This window comes from Pseudomonas sp. JV241A, assembly GCF_900275665.1.
GTDB lineage: Bacteria > Pseudomonadota > Gammaproteobacteria > Pseudomonadales > Pseudomonadaceae > Aquipseudomonas > Aquipseudomonas wadenswilerensis.
Window position 1 is genome coordinate 121,667 of the sequence record NZ_OPYO01000033.1, and the last position, 15,360, is coordinate 137,026.

At 62.4% G+C, this 15,360-nt stretch carries 14 protein-coding genes; 4 read left to right on the plus strand and 10 right to left on the minus strand.

Annotated elements, in window-relative coordinates; genetic code table 11:
• Window positions 1-106: 106 nt before the first annotated feature.
• Window positions 107-1,216, plus strand: coding sequence for an AGE family epimerase/isomerase (locus JV241A_RS22275; RefSeq protein WP_115089058.1), 1,110 nt, complete (start codon window positions 107-109; stop codon window positions 1,214-1,216).
• A gap of 83 nt (window positions 1,217-1,299) precedes the next feature.
• On the opposite strand, the gene JV241A_RS22280 is transcribed toward JV241A_RS22275, so the two are convergent.
• The 7 genes from JV241A_RS22280 to JV241A_RS22310 all read right to left on the minus strand — a co-directional run bounded on the left by JV241A_RS22280 (window position 1,300) and on the right by JV241A_RS22310 (window position 7,826).
• Window positions 1,300-2,067, minus strand: coding sequence for an SDR family oxidoreductase (locus JV241A_RS22280; RefSeq protein ID WP_134064501.1), 768 nt, complete (start codon window positions 2,065-2,067; stop codon window positions 1,300-1,302).
• Window positions 2,068-2,090: 23 nt separating this feature from the next.
• Window positions 2,091-2,360, minus strand: coding sequence for a hypothetical protein (locus JV241A_RS22285; RefSeq protein ID WP_115089060.1), 270 nt, complete (start codon window positions 2,358-2,360; stop codon window positions 2,091-2,093).
• Window positions 2,361-2,743: 383 nt separating this feature from the next.
• Window positions 2,744-3,460, minus strand: a complete 717-nt coding sequence (locus JV241A_RS22290; protein ID WP_123564965.1) for an ABC transporter ATP-binding protein — start codon at window positions 3,458-3,460, stop codon at window positions 2,744-2,746.
• Window positions 3,457-4,332: an ATP-binding cassette domain-containing protein gene (locus tag JV241A_RS22295; protein WP_038997426.1), complete on the minus strand. Its 876-nt coding sequence runs from the start codon at window positions 4,330-4,332 to the stop codon at window positions 3,457-3,459. Before JV241A_RS22295 ends, JV241A_RS22290 begins: the two co-directional genes overlap by 4 nt.
• A complete protein-coding gene (gene livM / locus JV241A_RS22300) occupies window positions 4,329-5,612 on the minus strand; it encodes a high-affinity branched-chain amino acid ABC transporter permease LivM (RefSeq protein ID WP_115089064.1) in 1,284 nt (427 codons plus the stop codon). Before livM ends, JV241A_RS22295 begins: the two co-directional genes overlap by 4 nt.
• 2 nt (window positions 5,613-5,614) lie before the next feature.
• The gene (locus JV241A_RS22305) at window positions 5,615-6,529 is read right to left on the minus strand and encodes a branched-chain amino acid ABC transporter permease (protein WP_010221625.1); all 915 of its coding nucleotides are present in this window, start codon (window positions 6,527-6,529) and stop codon (window positions 5,615-5,617) included.
• 160 nt (window positions 6,530-6,689) lie between these two features.
• The gene (locus JV241A_RS22310; protein WP_115089065.1) at window positions 6,690-7,826 is read right to left on the minus strand and encodes a branched-chain amino acid ABC transporter substrate-binding protein; all 1,137 of its coding nucleotides are present in this window, start codon (window positions 7,824-7,826) and stop codon (window positions 6,690-6,692) included.
• A gap of 470 nt (window positions 7,827-8,296) precedes the next feature.
• On the opposite strand from JV241A_RS22310, the gene pncB reads away from it, so the two are divergent.
• Complete coding sequence (pncB, locus tag JV241A_RS22315) at window positions 8,297-9,499, plus strand: nicotinate phosphoribosyltransferase (RefSeq protein WP_038997430.1); 1,203 nt, start codon at window positions 8,297-8,299, stop codon at window positions 9,497-9,499.
• A gap of 3 nt (window positions 9,500-9,502) precedes the next feature.
• Complete coding sequence (gene nadE, locus JV241A_RS22320) at window positions 9,503-10,330, plus strand: ammonia-dependent NAD(+) synthetase (protein ID WP_134064503.1); 828 nt, start codon at window positions 9,503-9,505, stop codon at window positions 10,328-10,330.
• Window positions 10,331-10,425: 95 nt separating this feature from the next.
• Here nadE and azu read toward each other — a convergent pair whose 3' ends face one another.
• Entirely contained in the window at window positions 10,426-10,872 is a 447-nt protein-coding gene (azu, locus tag JV241A_RS22325) for an azurin (RefSeq protein ID WP_115089069.1), read from the minus strand.
• Between the two features lie 354 nt (window positions 10,873-11,226).
• Between azu and JV241A_RS22330 the strand changes: the two genes are divergently transcribed.
• Window positions 11,227-11,814: a TIGR00730 family Rossman fold protein gene (locus JV241A_RS22330; RefSeq protein WP_115089071.1), complete on the plus strand. Its 588-nt coding sequence runs from the start codon at window positions 11,227-11,229 to the stop codon at window positions 11,812-11,814.
• 116 nt (window positions 11,815-11,930) lie between these two features.
• Here the strand turns inward: JV241A_RS22330 and JV241A_RS22335 are convergent, their stop codons facing one another.
• Both JV241A_RS22335 and JV241A_RS22340 read right to left on the minus strand, forming a co-directional pair.
• On the minus strand, window positions 11,931-12,848 hold the full coding sequence (locus JV241A_RS22335; protein WP_115089073.1) for a transglutaminase family protein: 918 nt from the start codon (window positions 12,846-12,848) through the stop codon (window positions 11,931-11,933).
• Complete coding sequence (locus JV241A_RS22340) at window positions 12,848-15,334, minus strand: circularly permuted type 2 ATP-grasp protein (RefSeq protein WP_134064505.1); 2,487 nt, start codon at window positions 15,332-15,334, stop codon at window positions 12,848-12,850. Before JV241A_RS22340 ends, JV241A_RS22335 begins: the two co-directional genes overlap by 1 nt.
• Window positions 15,335-15,360 lie beyond the last annotated feature (26 nt).

Consider the following 15,360-nt stretch of genomic DNA (forward strand, 5'->3'; position numbering starts at 1 on the left):
ATCGCGGGGCAAGCCCGCTCCTACAGCCAGCGATGAGGCCGGCAAAGTCGCCGCCGTTTCCTGCTACCATTGCGCGCAAACGCACCGACCGCGACGAACTTTTTCCATGCCCGACCTTCGTACTGCCCAGCCTGAACTGCCCGCCCTGCTCGCCGAGGTCCAGACGCACTTTGACCAGCGCATCGTGCCGCTGTGGCAAGGCCCGGGCTGGAATGCAGACATGGCCCTGCCCTTCGAAGCCCTCGACCCACAGCAGCAACCCATGCCGGTGCAGCGCTACCGGGCCATGGCCTGCGCACGCCAGCTGTACCTGTTCAGCAGCCGTATCGAGCAGCCCGGCGCCAGCGAGCGCGCCGCGGCTCTGTTTCGCTCCTTGCAGCGGCACTTCCATGATGCCGAGCACGGCGGCTGGTTCTACAGCATCGATGCCCAGGGCAAGCCGCTGGACCGACGCAAGGACCTCTACACCCACGCCTTTATCGTCTTCGCCTGCGCGCATTACTGGGGCAAGGTCCGCGAGCCGCTGGTCGAGTCGACCCTCAACGCTGCGCTGGAAGTGGTGGCCGTGCAGTTCGCCCGTGATGACGGCCTGTACGAGGCGAGCCTTGGCGAAGACTGGTCGGACCTGGCCAGCGGCCCGCTGCAGAACCCGCTGATGCACCTGGCCGAAGCCTTCCTCGCCACCCTGTCGGTGCGTGACGATGAAACTGTTCAGCAAGCGCTGGAAACCCTGGCAGCGGCCATGCAGACGCACTTCATCGACCCTGAACACGGGGTGATGCTGGAAAAGCCGCGCGGGGCTGTGGATAACTGGTTCGAACCGGGTCACCAGTTCGAATGGTTCTACTTGCTGGAGTCTTCGCCGCTGTTACGCGGTGGCGAGTTGCATGGGTCGCTCAGCCGGGCATTCGCCTATGCCGAACACTGCGGCGTGAAAGACACGGCGGTGCTGGCAATGCTCAGCGCCGATGGCCAGGTGCGCGACGCAACCCAGCGCATCTGGGCCCAGGCCGAATACCTGCGCGCCCTGACCTTGCGCCCGGCGAGCGCCGCCACGGTGCTGGCCCAGTTCAAGGCGCTGCAGCAGAATTTCCTGCATGCCGGAGGCTGGTATGAGTGCCGGGATGCCAATGGCAAGGTCAGCCGCTTCGATATGCCGTCGACTACGCCTTACCATCTGGCGACTTGCCTGGAAGGGCTGCAGCGTCAGCTTTGACGCTATCGCCGGCAAGGCCGGCTCCCACAATGGCCCTGGTGGCCTGAAATCCCTGTGGGAGCTGGCTTGCCAGCGAAAGGCCCTCAAGCCTTGCCTGAACGATCGATCGAAAAACCCGCCCACGCCTGACTCACCGGCATCAGCTCGAGGCTGTTGATGTTGATGTGCGCCGGCTGGTTCATGATCCAGAAGATGGTCTCGGCGATATCCTGCGGCTGAATCGGCTCGGCCCCGGCATAGGTGGCGTCGTAACGCGCCTGGTCACCACCGAAACGCACCAGCGAGAACTCGCTCTCGCACAGGCCCGGCTCGATATTGCTCACCCGCACGCCAGTCCCCTGCAGGTCGCAGCGCAGGCTCAGCGAGAACTGCCCGACAAACGCCTTGGTGCCGCCATACACATGACTGCCCGGATACGGATAGTTACCCGCCACCGAGCCGACGTTGAGGATGGTCGCGCCACGGCCATGGGCGATCAGCCGTGGCAGCAGCAGGCGGGTGCTGTACATCAGGCCCTTGATGTTGGTGTCGACCATGGTTTCCCAGTCATCGAGGTCGCACTTGGGCGCCGGGTCAGCGCCCAGGGCCAGGCCTGCGTTGTTGATCAGCCCGCGCAGCTTGGCGAACGCCGGTGGCAGGTTGGCGATGGCCGCTTCCATGGCCTTGCGGTCACGCACATCGAGCACCAGGCCGTGCACTTCGGTTTGTTGCGACAGCTCGGCACACAGCGCTTCCAGGCGCTCCTGACGGCGACCGGTCAGCACCAGCGACCAGCCGGCTTCAGCAAAACGACGGGCGCAGGCTTCGCCGAAGCCGGAGGTTGCGCCAGTGATGAATACGGTAGAGGTCATGCGGGTCTCCTTGATGAGGCTGATCACAGGGTTTGCAGCATGCCCGCCGCCGCGTTCGGCAGCAAGCCATTCAAGACACTGTACAAAAAACGATCAAACCTGTGTAAGCCCCGGTATAGACGGCCTGTAGCAAGCTTTGCGCATCTTATCCACAAGCCCTTCCACAAAATCCGGGGGCAACTTGAAAACCCTGCAAGCCGCGTAATCCGGGCCTTGAGCAAGTATTTTCCTTGACCTTGGGCGCTGGCCTTGACCTCAGGGTGGTAGCAGTCGCCCAAGGCGCGGATTTCCATGATGGCTCCAGGCCTGTAACGACGCTGTCTACGTCGATCTTTCCAAGGCTTGCCCACAGAGTTATCCACAGGCTGTTGGAGCCGTTTAATCGCCATTTGCGCTAAGGACAAAACACTTGACAAACCCCGATGCGAACGCCGGAAAAAAACCTGATCAAAAAACAATCACAAGCCTGAAAGCCTTGTAGATAAAGGCTTCCAGCAAGCTGCACCCAAGTTACCCACAGTCGCTTCCACACCAATAGTGGACAACTCAAAAGCTGATAAAACAGCCAGTTAAAGCGACTTTCTGTCGCGCCCAAAAGAAAGTCGCCGCAAGGTTTTCCACAAAACTGTGGACAAAAAAACGCCCCGTCAAGCGGGGCGTTTTTTTCAGCTACCGATCAGTGCCCGCCCAGATAGGCGTTACGCACCTCCTCGTTGACCAACAGCTCCTTGCCCGTGCCGGTCATACGGATATGGCCGTTGACCATCACGTAGGCGCGGTCCGAGAGTTTCAGCGCATGGTTGGCGTTCTGCTCCACCAGGAAGATGGTCATGCCGGTCTGCGCCAGCTCGCGCAAGGTGGCGAAGATCTGCTTGACCACGATCGGCGCCAGGCCCAGCGACGGCTCATCGAGCAGCAGCAATTTGGGCCGGCTCATCAAAGCCCGGGCGATGGCGAGCATCTGCTGCTCGCCGCCGGACATGGTCATGGCGCGCTGGTTGCGCCGCTCTTTGAGCCGCGGGAACAGCTCGAACATACGCTGCATGTCCTCGCTGGCGAACTTGTCGCCAATGGGGATGGTGCCCATCATCAGGTTCTCTTCCACCGACATATCAGGGAACACCCGGCGGCCTTCCGGCGACTGGGCAATACCGTTGGAAGCGATGTAGTGCGATGACTTGTGGGTAATGTCGGTGCCACGGTAGATGATCTGCCCGGCCGCTGCCCGCGGCTGGCCGAAGATCGACATCAGCAGGGTCGACTTGCCGGCGCCGTTGGAGCCGATCAGGCTCACCGTTTCACCTTCATCGATATGCAGCGAGACTTTCTTCAGGGCCTGGATCGGCCCGTAGAACACGTCGATCTCTTTCAGTTCGAGGATCGGTGTACTCATACCAGTTCCTCTTCATCGGCGCCCAGGTAGGCGGCAATCACCGTCGGGTTGTGACGGATGTCCTGTGGCGCGCCCTCAGCGATCACGTTGCCGTGGTCAAGCACCACGATATGGTCGGAAATGCTCATGACCATGCCCATGTCGTGCTCGATCAGCACCACGGTCAGGTCATGCTCGTCGCGCAGCACACGGATCATCTTGCTCAGCGCTTCGGTTTCCTGCGGGTTGAGGCCGGCGGCCGGTTCGTCCAGGCAGATGATCTGCGGGCGCGTGCACATGGCCCGGGCAATTTCCAGGCGACGTTGCTGCCCGTACGACAGCTCACCGGCCAGGCGGTTGGCACAGTCGACCAGGTCGACCACTTCCAGCCAGTAGAAGGCATGGTCCAGGGCATCGCTTTCGGCCTTGCGGTAGCCCTTGGTGTTGAGCACGCCGGCCAGCAGGTTGCGGTTGACCCACATGTGCTGGGCCACCAGCAGGTTCTCGACCACCGACATTTCCCGGAACAGGCGGATGTTCTGGAAGGTCCGCGCCAGCCCGGCGCGGTTGACCAGGTGGGTACCGCCGAACATCTTGTAGTGCAGGCGGTTGATGAAGCGCTTGGGCGAGACGAAATCGCCCAGCTGGAAGCGTTCGCCCAACAGCTGGATGACGTTGGTGCGGGTGCCGCGCAGGTTCAGTTCGATCTTGCCGCCACTGGCCTTGTAGAAGCCGGTCAGGCAGTTGAACACCGTGGTCTTGCCTGCACCGTTGGGGCCGATCAGGGCGAAGATCTGGTTGCGTCTGACCTTGAGGCTGACATCGCTGAGCGCCTTGATGCCGCCGAACTGCATCATCAGGTTTTCAACCGAGAGAATCACGTCATCGCTCATGGCGCCACTCCTTTACGCGGAACTACACCGGTACGGCTGATGCGAATCAGGCCGCGCGGTCTCCAGATCATCATCAACACCATCAGCACGCCGAACAACAGCACCCGGTATTCGGAGAAGCTGCGCAGCAGTTCCGGCGCCACCGTCAGCACGAACGCGGCGATCACCACGCCGACGGTCGAGCCCATGCCGCCGAGCACGACAATGGCGAGGATCAGCGCCGACTCGAAAAAGGTGAACGACGACGGGTTGACGAAACCCTGGTAACTGGCAAAGAACACCCCGGCAAGGCCGGCGGTGGAGGCGCCGAGGGTGAAGGCCGAGAGTTTCACCAACACATGATTCAAGCCCATGGAGCGGCAGGCGATCTCATCTTCGCGCAACGCTTCCCAGGCGCGGCCGACCGGCATGCGGGTCAGCCGGTGCTTGATGTACAGCACCGCCAGCACCACCAGGAACAGCACGATGTAGATGAACAGGAATTTCACATTGGGGTTGTAGGCGATGCCGAAAAACTCATGGAAAGGCACCCCGCCGTCCTTGGCCCGGCGGCCAAACTCCAGGCCCATGAACGTTGGCGACGGCACCGGCATGCCATTGGGGCCACCGGTAAACGACAACCAGTTGTTCAGTATCAGCCGGATGATTTCGCCAAAGCCCAGGGTGACGATGGCCAGGTAGTCGCCATGCATCCTCAGCACCGGGAAGCCCAATATGCACCCGGCCAGCGCCGCCGCGATCGCCGCCAGTGGCAACACAGTCCAGAAGCCCAGGCCCAGGTACTGGTAACCCAGGGCCAGGCCATAGGCGCCGATGGCGTAGAAGGCCACGTAGCCCAGGTCGAGCAGGCCGGCAAGGCCCACCACGATATTCAGGCCCAGGCCCAGCAGCACGTAGATCAGGCCGAGGATGACCACGGTCAGCAGGTACTTGTTGGCGAAGAACGGGAAGACGATGGCAATCACGATCAGTGCCGGGATGATCCAGCGCAGCCGCGATTTGTAGTCTGGCGCCAGCACGTGCACCCCGGAGCCGCTGCCCTCGAAGCCCTGGAGGATCGACTGGCCCTTGGGTGTCTGCAGGAACAAGCTGAGCAAGAAACGCCCGGCCATGACCCCGGCCACCAGCCAGGCAACGCGGGTGGGTTCAAGGTTGAAGCTGTAGCCGTCGAGCACCACGCCGACGATGGGCCCGAACACGATCAGGGAAATCAGCCCGGCGAGAATCGCATCGATCAGGCTGCGCTTGATATCGAATGTAGTTGTATTGGCAGCAGACATACTTACACCTTCGCCACGAGTGGGCGACCCAGCAGGCCTTGGGGACGGAAGATCAGAATCAGCACCAGCAGCGAGAAGCTGAACACGTCCTTGTAGTCGGAGTTGATCAGCCCGGAGAACAACGACTCGGAAATCCCGAGGATGATCCCGCCGAGCATGGCGCCCGGTAATGAGCCGATGCCACCGAGGACCGCAGCGGTGAAGGCCTTGATGCCGATGATGAAGCCGGCATAGAAGTCGAAGGTGCCATAGTTCATGGTGATCAGCACGCCGGCCAGGGCCGCCATGACTGCACCGATGACAAACACATAGGAGATCACCCGGTCAGTGTTGATACCGAGGATCGAGGCCATCTTGCGATCCTGCTGGGTGGCCCGGCACATGCGTCCAAGTTTGGTGAACTTGATGATGTAGGTGAGTGCGGCCATGCCGACGAAGGCTGCCACCAGGATGAAGATCTTGGTGTAGGTCAGCTGGACGAATCCGGTGCCCACCTCGACGCGCCAGGCGCCTTCGAGCAGGGTCGGTACGCCTTGCTGGCGTGCGCCCTGGCTGATCTGCGCGTAGTTCTGCAGGATCAGCGAGATGCCGATGGCACTGATCAGCGGCGCCAGGCGGGTGGAGTTACGCAGGGGTTTGTAGGCGATGCGTTCGATGGTCCAGCCGTAGACACCGGTGACCACCACCGTGAAGATCAGCGTCCCGAGCATCAGCAAGGGAAAGGATTCGATACCGAAATACGCCAGCAATGCCAGGCTGATTGCCGCGAGATACGCGGAAATCATATACACCTCGCCGTGCGCGAAGTTGATCATGCCGATAATGCCATAGACCATTGTGTAGCCGATGGCGATCAGGCCATAGACAGACCCGAGGGTCAGCCCGTTGACCAGTTGCTGCAGGAAAATACCATCCATAACGCAATCTCACGTATTTGAGATTGCACAAGCGCCGACTACGGTGAGCCCCGGATGAAGCGGCCCTCGCAGCGCAGGGTTGTGCAGATCTACGAGAAAAGACAGGTACGGCGCAAAACCGGGTAGCGACCCGGGCACAAGCCCGGGTCGCCTACCGTTGTTATTTTTGTTTTTCCAGTTGGTGATACTTGCCGTCCTTGTCCCACTGGTAGACCACGTAGTCGGAGACCGTCAGGTCGCCCTTGGTGTCCCACTTCTTCTCGCCCATCACGGTTTGCACCGGATTGGCCTTGAGCCACTTGGCAGCGTCTTCGCCCTTGTTCGACTTGGCGCCGTTGAACGCTGCAGCCAGGGCCTGGACCGAGGCGTAGGCGTACAGGGTGTAGCCTTCTGGCTCGGTACCGCCTTTGCGGAACTCCTCGACCACGGCCTTGCTGTCTGGCAGCAGGCGCGGGTCGGCGCCGAAGGTCATGTACACGCCATCGACGTACTGTGGGCCACCAGCGGTGGAGACCAGTTCGTCGGTTACGATGCCGTCATCGGACATGAACTTGACGTCTTTCAGACCCGCCTCACGTAGTTGCCGCACCAGAGGACCCGCTTCCGGATGCAGGCCACCGAAGTAGACGACATCGGCACCAGCGCCGCGAATCTTGGTGACCACGGCGCTGAAGTCTTTCTCGCCCCGGGTCAGGCCTTCGTAAAGAACGGGTTTCACGCCACGCTTCTCAAGCTGGGCCTTGGTGGCATCCGCCAGGCCCTGGCCGTAAGTGTCCTTGTCATGCAGGACCACGACCTTCTTGCCTTTGAGCACGTCGACGATGTAGTCGCCGGCGACGATACCCTGCTGATCGTCACGCCCGCACATGCGGAACATGCCGGTCAGGCCGCGTTCGGTAACTGCCGGGTTGGTCGAACCCGGGGTGATTGCGATGACACCGGCCTCGTCATACACCTCAGAGGCCGGAATGGTGTTGGACGAGCAGAAGTGCCCGACCACACCGATGACCTTGTCCTGGTCAACCAGGCGGTTGGCCACGGCCACGGCCTGTTTCGGCTCGCAGGCGTCGTCACCCTTGACCAGCACGATCTTCTCGCCGTTGACCCCGCCCGCGGCATTGACCTTGTCGGCTGCCGCCTGTGCACCTTTCATGTACTGCTCGCCAAACGCTGCGTTGGCACCGGTCATCGGGCCTGCTACGCCGATCTTGATGTCGGCCTGAACATACGAAGAAATGCCCAGCGCCGTAGCCACGGCGAGGGCCAGAAAGCCTTTCTTGTAAAACGTCTGCGACATGAGGTGGTGCTCCTGGAGTTTTTTTTGGTTGGCACTACAACTTTCAGCAATTGCTCTGAGCAAGGGCCGTGCCATTGGTTTTTTATTCTGGAAAAACTCGTGAACAAGTTGCGCAGCAAGGATTCGCGGCCTTTTTTTACTGGTCGTGCAACCGTCTGCCTTACGGAAAGCGCCACCCGCCCCGACAAAAAAGAGCAACCGCGAAGTGCCATCATTGCAACCCTGGGTTTTGGTTACGTGCAACCAGCCTGTAACAGGATGCGTAACCGAACTGCACATCCTTGGTGCGCGACTGCTACAGCGGGCACCATTACAGGCTAGTCGCTGACCGCTAAAAGCGCCGCTACCTGTAGCCTGCTACCGAATTACCCCTGCCCCGGCCTGCCCTCATGGCGACAAAGGCTGGCACAATGCGCAAGTCTGTGCGTCATCACTGGCAGTGATGGCGTGCGCCCCCTTTGGAGCCCCCTATGAGCGAGAGTGCATTTGCCGATCGCATCGTGCAGAACCTGCTCGACACCGATTTCTACAAGCTGACCATGATGCAGGCCGTGCTGCACAACTACCCCAACGTCGACGTCGAGTGGGAATTCCGCTGCCGCAACGGTGAAGACCTGCGCCCTTATCTGGCGCAGATCCGCGAACAGATCGAGCAGCTGTGCGAACTGAGCCTGGGTAATGGCCAGCTGGGCTTCCTTGAACAGATCAGCTTCATGAAGCCGGACTTCCTGCGCTTTCTCGGGCTGTTTCGCTTCAACCTGCGCTACCTGCAACTGGGGGTCGAGAACGATCAGCTGTACCTGCGCCTGCGCGGGCCCTGGCTGCACGTGATCCTGTTTGAAGTGCCATTGCTGGCGATCATCAGCGAAGTGCGCAACCGCCATCGTCATCCCCAGGCAAAACTGAGCGATGCCCGCGACCAGTTGTATCGCAAGTTCGACTGGCTCAAGGCCAATGCCAGCAGCGAGGAACTGGCCGAGCTGCAGGTGGCCGACTTCGGCACCCGCCGACGCTTCTCCTACAAGGTTCAGGAAGAAGTGGTACGGGTACTCAAGGATGATTTCCCGGCGCGCTTCGTCGGCACCAGCAACGTGCACCTGGCACGGAAACTGGATATCAAGCCGCTGGGGACCATGGCCCATGAATGGATCATGGCCCACCAGCAACTGGGGCCGCGGCTGATCGACAGCCAGATCGCCGCGCTCGACTGCTGGGTGCGCGAATACCGCGGACTGCTTGGCATCGCCCTGACCGATTGCATCACCATGGATGCCTTCCTGACCGATTTCGACCTGTACTTCGCCAAACTGTTCGATGGCCTGCGCCATGACTCGGGCGACCCGGTGCAATGGGCGGAAAAGGCCATCGCCCACTACCGCAAGCTGGGAATCGACCCGATGACCAAGACCCTGGTGTTCTCCGACGGCCTGAACCTGACCAAGTCGCTGGAGATCTTCCGTGCCCTGCGCGGGCGGATCAACGTCAGCTTCGGCATCGGCACCAACCTCACCTGCGACCTGCCCGGGGTGGCGCCGATGAGCATCGTGCTTAAAATGACCGACTGTAACGGCCAGCCCGTCGCCAAGATTTCCGATGAGGCGGCCAAGACCCAATGCCGCGACGAAAACTTCGTCGCCTACCTGCGCCACGTCTTCAAAGTGTCCAAGGAGTAATTCATGCAAGCCGTCCAGCGAGAGATTGCCCAAGCGCTCAAGGTCCAGCCGCCGTTCGCCGACAGCGCCGCGCTCGAAGCCGAAGTGACCCGGCGCGTGGCCTTCATCAAGACCTGCCTGAACAACGCACGGCTAAAGACCCTGGTGCTGGGCATCAGTGGCGGCGTCGACTCGCTGACCGCCGCGCTGATGGCGCAACGGGCGATCAATGAATTGCGCAGCGAGAGCGGTGACGCGCAGTACCGCTTCATTGCCGTGCGCCTGCCCTATCAGGTGCAGCACGACGAACACGACGCCCAGGCCTGCCTGGAGGTGATCAAGGCCGACGAGGTGCACACCGTCGACATCGCCCCGGCCGTGCGCGCCCTGGCAGCCGAGGTCAAGGCCCTGGAGAACGGCTCGCCGGCGATGGTCGACTTCGTCGTCGGCAACACCAAGGCGCGCATGCGCATGGTTGCCCAGTACACCATCGCCGGCGCCCGTCAGGGCCTGGTGATCGGCACCGACCATGCCGCCGAAGCGGTGATGGGTTTCTTTACCAAATTTGGTGATGGTTCCTGCGACCTGGCGCCGCTCAGTGGCCTGGTGAAGAACCAGGTACGGGCCATCGCCCGCAGCTTTGGCACGCCGGAATCACTGGTGGATAAGGTCCCGACCGCAGACCTGGAAGACCTGGCGCCCGGCAAGCCGGACGAAGCGTCCCACGGCGTGACCTATGCGCAGATCGATGCGTTTTTGCATGGCGAGCCGGTGAGCCAGGAAGCGTTCGACATCATCAGTGCCACGTACCGCAAGACCCAGCACAAGCGCGAGATGCCATTCGCGCCTTGAGGCGCTGATTGAATCGCCGGCAACACCGGCTCCCACGGTAATCGGTGTGGGAGCCGGCGTTGCCGGCGATGGGCTGCAAAGCAGCCCCAGGGCAATTACTTCAGGGTAATGGTGCCTTTCATCATCGAGATGTGGCCAGGGAACGAGCAGAAGAAGCCGTACTTCTCGTCCGCCTTGAGTTTGGACACGTCGATGGTCAGCGAATCCTTCTCGCCAGCGCCAATGATCTTGGTGTGGGCGATCACGCGCGCGTCGCCTTCTTTCAGGTAGCTCTTGTCGATGCCGGCAGCCAGGCCTTCGGTGGCGATCGGCTGCATGTCAGCTTCTTTGCTGATGACCAGGTTGTGGCCCATGACGTTCTTCGGCAACGAACCGGAGTGGGTCAGCTCGACGGTGAAGGTCTTGCAGCTCTTGTCGATTTCCAGAGCCTTGGTGTTGAACGACATCTGGTCGGTGGAGTCGATCGTCGCCTTGCACTCAGCGGCAAATACCTGAGTGCTGGCGAGGGTCAGCAAGGATACTGCAACAACTTTGGCAAACATCGTGAATCTCCATGGCAGGGGTTTTTATCAGTTTGAAGACTGCCTGAAACCGCAAGGCCGGCCCATGATGTGGGTCAAGCGCTGGCCGAAGAGCCAGGCAGTAAATTTGTTCTATGGATTGTATACAGGAAATCTAAGTGCCCATCATGCACCTTTGAGGGAGGATGAGACAACCTCTCATTTAGGAGTAAATGATCATGTCCTTTGGTACTTTCCTCAACGGCCTCCTGGCCGCCTACGCCTGCGGTGCTGCGGGCGCGTCGTGCGAGTTTGCCCGGCCAGAATGAATGCTGCGGGCTTGGAAGCGGGCGGCTAGCGCCTTACTCTGTGTGCGCTTGTAACCGGAGAGAAGCAATGCCCGTACGTTCCGTTTGTGTGTTCTGTGGCGCCAGCACCGGCGTCAACCCAGCCTACCGCGAGGCGGCCATCGCCCTCGGCCAGGCCATCGCCGCGCGCGGCCTGACCCTGGTCTACGGCGGTGGCGCCGTGGGCCTGATGGGTATCGTTGCCGATGCGGCCATGGCTGCGGGTGGCGAGGTGATCGGCATCATTCCCGAGGCGCTGAAAAACGCCGAGATTGGCCACACCGGCCTGACCCGCCTGGAAGTGGTCGACGGCATGCACGCGCGCAAAGCGCGCATGGCCGAGCTGAGCGACGCCTTCGTCGCCTTGCCAGGTGGCCTGGGCACCCTGGAAGAACTGTTCGAAGTCTGGACCTGGGGCCAGTTGGGCTACCACGCCAAGCCGCTGGGCCTGCTCGACGTCAACGGCTTCTACAGCAAGCTGGGCAGCTTCCTTGACCATGTGGTGGAAGAAGGCTTCGTGCGCCCGCAACACCGCGCCATGCTGCAACTGGCCGACTCACCGGCCGAGTTGCTCGACGCCATGGACAGCTTCGAAGCCCCCGTGCTACCCAAGTGGGTCGACAAGAAGCCTGATTGACCCGGCCTCATCGCTGGCAAGCCAGCTCCCACACCGCGCAGATCCTGTGGGAGCGGGACTTGCCCGCGATCGAGCGCGAAGCGGTCGCAATCCAGGCGACATGGCTTCATCGCGGGTCAAGCCCGCTCCTGCAAAGCAGCAGCTTCATCCAGCGGCATCACCGTGACCTGCACCTCCGGGTCATGGCTGCCGCCTCCAAGGATCACCCCGCGCAACGGCGACACATCGGAAAAATCCCGGCCCCAGGCCAGGGTGATGTGCTCCAGCGCCGGCCGCAGGTTGTTGGTGGGGTCGAAATCAATCCAGCCCTGCCCCGGGCAGAACACCGAAACCCACGCATGCGAGGCATCGGCGCCAATCAGCCGAGGCTGGCCAGGTGGCGGTCGGGTCAACAGGTAGCCGCTGACATAACGCGCAGCCAGACCACGCGAACGCAGGCAGGCGAGCATCAGGTGGGCAAAATCCTGGCACACCCCGCGACGACGCTCCAGCACCTCTACCAGTGGCGTGGCGACCTGGGTGGCGTCGGCGTCGAAGGTGAATTCGCTGAAGATCTTCTCCATCAACGCCTGCACGCCTTCCAGCAACGCCCGCCCGGGTTCGAAACAGGATTCGCTGAAAACAACGAAGCGCTGCTTGAGACGCACATAAGGCGACTCAAAACGGTAGCGACAGGCTTCGAAAAACTCCGCCACCAACGGCTGACTGGCATAGGTCAGGGCATCGCGCACCCGCTCCCAGGCGGGCGAGGCGGCAAAGTCCGGCGCGTCCCGCTCCAGCACTTCAACCTGCAAGCGCGCCACCACCCGCAATTGCTCATGCTGGCGCTCGAAGGCCAGGCGGGTCAGCGGGTTGCCGAATACATCCCACTCATCACGCCGCTGGGTTGGCTGCGGGCTGACCTGCAGGGCCTGGGCCGTGCAGCGTTGCCAGGCGCAAGGCCGTGGCCACAGGTGCGCCAGCTGCTGGGCCAGGGACACCGGGCTGTCGTAGCGGTAATGGGTGTCGTGAATGATCTGGTAGTGCGCACTCATCACAGTGACACCGTCTGTTGGCTGACATCATCGACGTGAGCGAAATGGCGCAAGGCCAGGCGCTCGGAGATCTCGCCACTGGCGAGGGCGACCGCTTGCAGCAGATCGGCAAGGCCGGACAGCACGGCCTGTACGCTGGCGCTGCCGAACAAGGGATCTTCCAGGCTGCGCAGGTCGAAGTGACGCAACTGCTCGGCCAGCAGGGCCAGGGCCGGATCGCAGGGGCTGTCGAACTCCTCGCTCAAGCGCTGATTGGCGCGCACCAGCAGCTTGAGCTGAAACAGCACGGCATGGGGGTTCTGTTCATCGAGCAGGAGCAAATCGAGCACCGGGATCAACTGCGCGACGGCCAGATAGCGCGAACGATAGGTGATGCTGCTGTTGCCCAGCTCCAGCAACCATTCGAGCCCGGCCTGGTCGTACACCGCCGGCCCGCGCAGAAACGCCGCCAGGCTGCTGCACAGCGACTGCAGGCGCTCGATGCGTCGACCGATCATCAAGAAACGCCAGCCCTCGTCGCGGGTCATGTCGTCGAGGGCAAAACCCGACAGTGCCGCCAGCGACATCACCAGGCGGTTGAGAAAATCCACCCGCTCACCGAAATCCGCCTCGGCATCCTCCAGGCATTGCGCCTCACGCTGCAGCTCGACCAGCGCCTGCCAGTTCTCCCGCGAGAGCTTGCCGCGCACCTGGGAGGCCGCCCATTGCAGGCGCTGCAAGTTGGCGCGCAGGCTGAAGGCCCAGTCGGCATCATCCAGCGCCGCACGCAGGCGCTCGGGCAATTCGCCCTCCTCCGGCAACAACGACAACTCATCGGCCAGTTCCACCGCGGCCTGCAAGGCCAGCGGGTCGTCGCCGTCCAGGTAACGGGTGAGAATGATCCGCAGCAAACGCGCACTGGCATCGCAGCGCTCGCAGTAACGCCCGAACCAGTACAGGTTCTCCACTACCCGTGACGGCAGATAAGGGTCCTGGCGGATCAGCTCGGCCACGCCGATGCTGCGCTGGGTCCGCCATTGCTCGCCCGCTGGCGCAGCGTCGCCAAGCACCCAGGTGTCCTTGCTGGCACCACCGCGCTGCATCGACACCACTTCGGCATCGGCCTGGGCGGCAACCCGGGTCAGGCCACCGGGCAGTACCCGATAACCCTCGGCCGAGGCCACGGCGTACACGCGCATGCCGATGGCCCGCGGCTGCAACTGGCCCTTCTCGGCCTGCCATACCGGCGCCTGGGACAGTTGCGCCAGCTCCTGGGCCACGTAGGCGTACGGCCGGGCCTGGATGCGAGCGGCCAGGGCCTGGCGCTGGGCCGGGTCGAGATCACGACCGAATACCGGGCTGAAGCTCTGCGAGGGGAACGCCGGCTTGACCAACAGCTTGGGCAACTGCTCCAGCGCCCGCGCCATCACCGGTGGCTCACCGCACCACCAGGTGGCGATGGACGGCAGGCTCAGGTCTTCAGCGAACAGGCGCTGGTTGATCGCCGGTAAAAAGCCGAGCAGCCCTGGCGACTCGAGCACGCCGCTGCCCAGCGCATTGGCCACCAGTACCCGGCCCTGGCGCACGGCATCAAGCAAACCGGGCACGCCCAGGGCCGAATCGGTGCGCAGCTCCAGCGGGTCGCAGAAATCATCGTCCAGACGCCGCATGATCGCGTGCACCCGGCGCAGGCCGCTCAAGGTCTTGAGGTACACCGTGGCATCGCGCACGGTCAGGTCGCTGCCCTCGACCAGTGGATAACCCAGTTGCCGGGCCAGGTACAGGTGCTCGAAATAGCTCTCGTTGAAGCGCCCCGGGGTCAGCAACACCACCAGCGGCGCGTCCTTGGCACTGGGCGCCAGCCGCGCCAGGGTCTGTTGCAGGGTACGGAAAAAACCAGCCAGGTGCTGCACCTGCAGGTCGCGGTACAGCTCGGGCAGGGCTCGCGAGACGATGGTGCGGTTCTCCAGCGCGAAACCTGCGCCCGACGGCGCCTGGGTACGGTCGGCAGTGACCCACCAGCGACCGTCCGGGGCGCGGGCAAGGTCCACCGCATAGACATGCAGATAGGTCCCTTCAGGTGGAGCGATACCCTGGCAGGGCCAGAGAAAATTGTTATGGCCATAGACCAGTTCGGCCGGCAGCAGGCCTTCACGGATCAACTGTTGCGGCCCGTAGATATCGGCCAGCACCGCATTGAGCAATCGTGCGCGCTGTTCAACACCCGCCGCCAGCTGCTGCCATTCGGCGGCGGGCAGCAGGTGCGGCAACAGGTCCAGCTCCCACGGCCGGTCGGCGCCCTTGGGGTCGGCATAGACGTTGTAGGTGACGCCGTTCTCGCGCAACTGGCGGGTCAACGAGGCCTGGCGCTGGGCCAGTTGCGCCGGCCCGCTGCGCTGCAGGTAGGCACACAAGGGCTGCCAATGCTCCCGCACCGCGCCTTGGCTTTCGAGCAGCTCGTGATAGGTCCCCGCACTCAGCGGGTAAGCATCAAACAGGTCAGGCATGGCAATGCTCGAAGGCCACAAGTCAG

Excerpts from the sequence above, each read along its gene's own strand:
- JV241A_RS22275 (WP_115089058.1), top strand. The coding sequence starts at position 107 with ATGCCCGACCTTCGTACTGCCCAGCCTGAACTGCCCGCCCTGCTCGCC.
- JV241A_RS22280 (WP_134064501.1), bottom strand. The coding sequence starts at position 2,067 with ATGACCTCTACCGTATTCATCACTGGCGCAACCTCCGGCTTCGGCGAA.
- JV241A_RS22285 (WP_115089060.1), bottom strand. The coding sequence starts at position 2,360 with ATGGAAATCCGCGCCTTGGGCGACTGCTACCACCCTGAGGTCAAGGCC.
- JV241A_RS22290 (WP_123564965.1), bottom strand. The coding sequence starts at position 3,460 with ATGAGTACACCGATCCTCGAACTGAAAGAGATCGACGTGTTCTACGGG.
- JV241A_RS22295 (WP_038997426.1), bottom strand. The coding sequence starts at position 4,332 with ATGAGCGATGACGTGATTCTCTCGGTTGAAAACCTGATGATGCAGTTC.
- livM (WP_115089064.1), bottom strand. The coding sequence starts at position 5,612 with ATGTCTGCTGCCAATACAACTACATTCGATATCAAGCGCAGCCTGATC.
- JV241A_RS22305 (WP_010221625.1), bottom strand. The coding sequence starts at position 6,529 with ATGGATGGTATTTTCCTGCAGCAACTGGTCAACGGGCTGACCCTCGGG.
- JV241A_RS22310 (WP_115089065.1), bottom strand. The coding sequence starts at position 7,826 with ATGTCGCAGACGTTTTACAAGAAAGGCTTTCTGGCCCTCGCCGTGGCT.
- pncB (WP_038997430.1), top strand. The coding sequence starts at position 8,297 with ATGAGCGAGAGTGCATTTGCCGATCGCATCGTGCAGAACCTGCTCGAC.
- nadE (WP_134064503.1), top strand. The coding sequence starts at position 9,503 with ATGCAAGCCGTCCAGCGAGAGATTGCCCAAGCGCTCAAGGTCCAGCCG.
- azu (WP_115089069.1), bottom strand. The coding sequence starts at position 10,872 with ATGTTTGCCAAAGTTGTTGCAGTATCCTTGCTGACCCTCGCCAGCACT.
- JV241A_RS22330 (WP_115089071.1), top strand. The coding sequence starts at position 11,227 with ATGCCCGTACGTTCCGTTTGTGTGTTCTGTGGCGCCAGCACCGGCGTC.
- JV241A_RS22335 (WP_115089073.1), bottom strand. The coding sequence starts at position 12,848 with ATGAGTGCGCACTACCAGATCATTCACGACACCCATTACCGCTACGAC.
- JV241A_RS22340 (WP_134064505.1), bottom strand. The coding sequence starts at position 15,334 with ATGCCTGACCTGTTTGATGCTTACCCGCTGAGTGCGGGGACCTATCAC.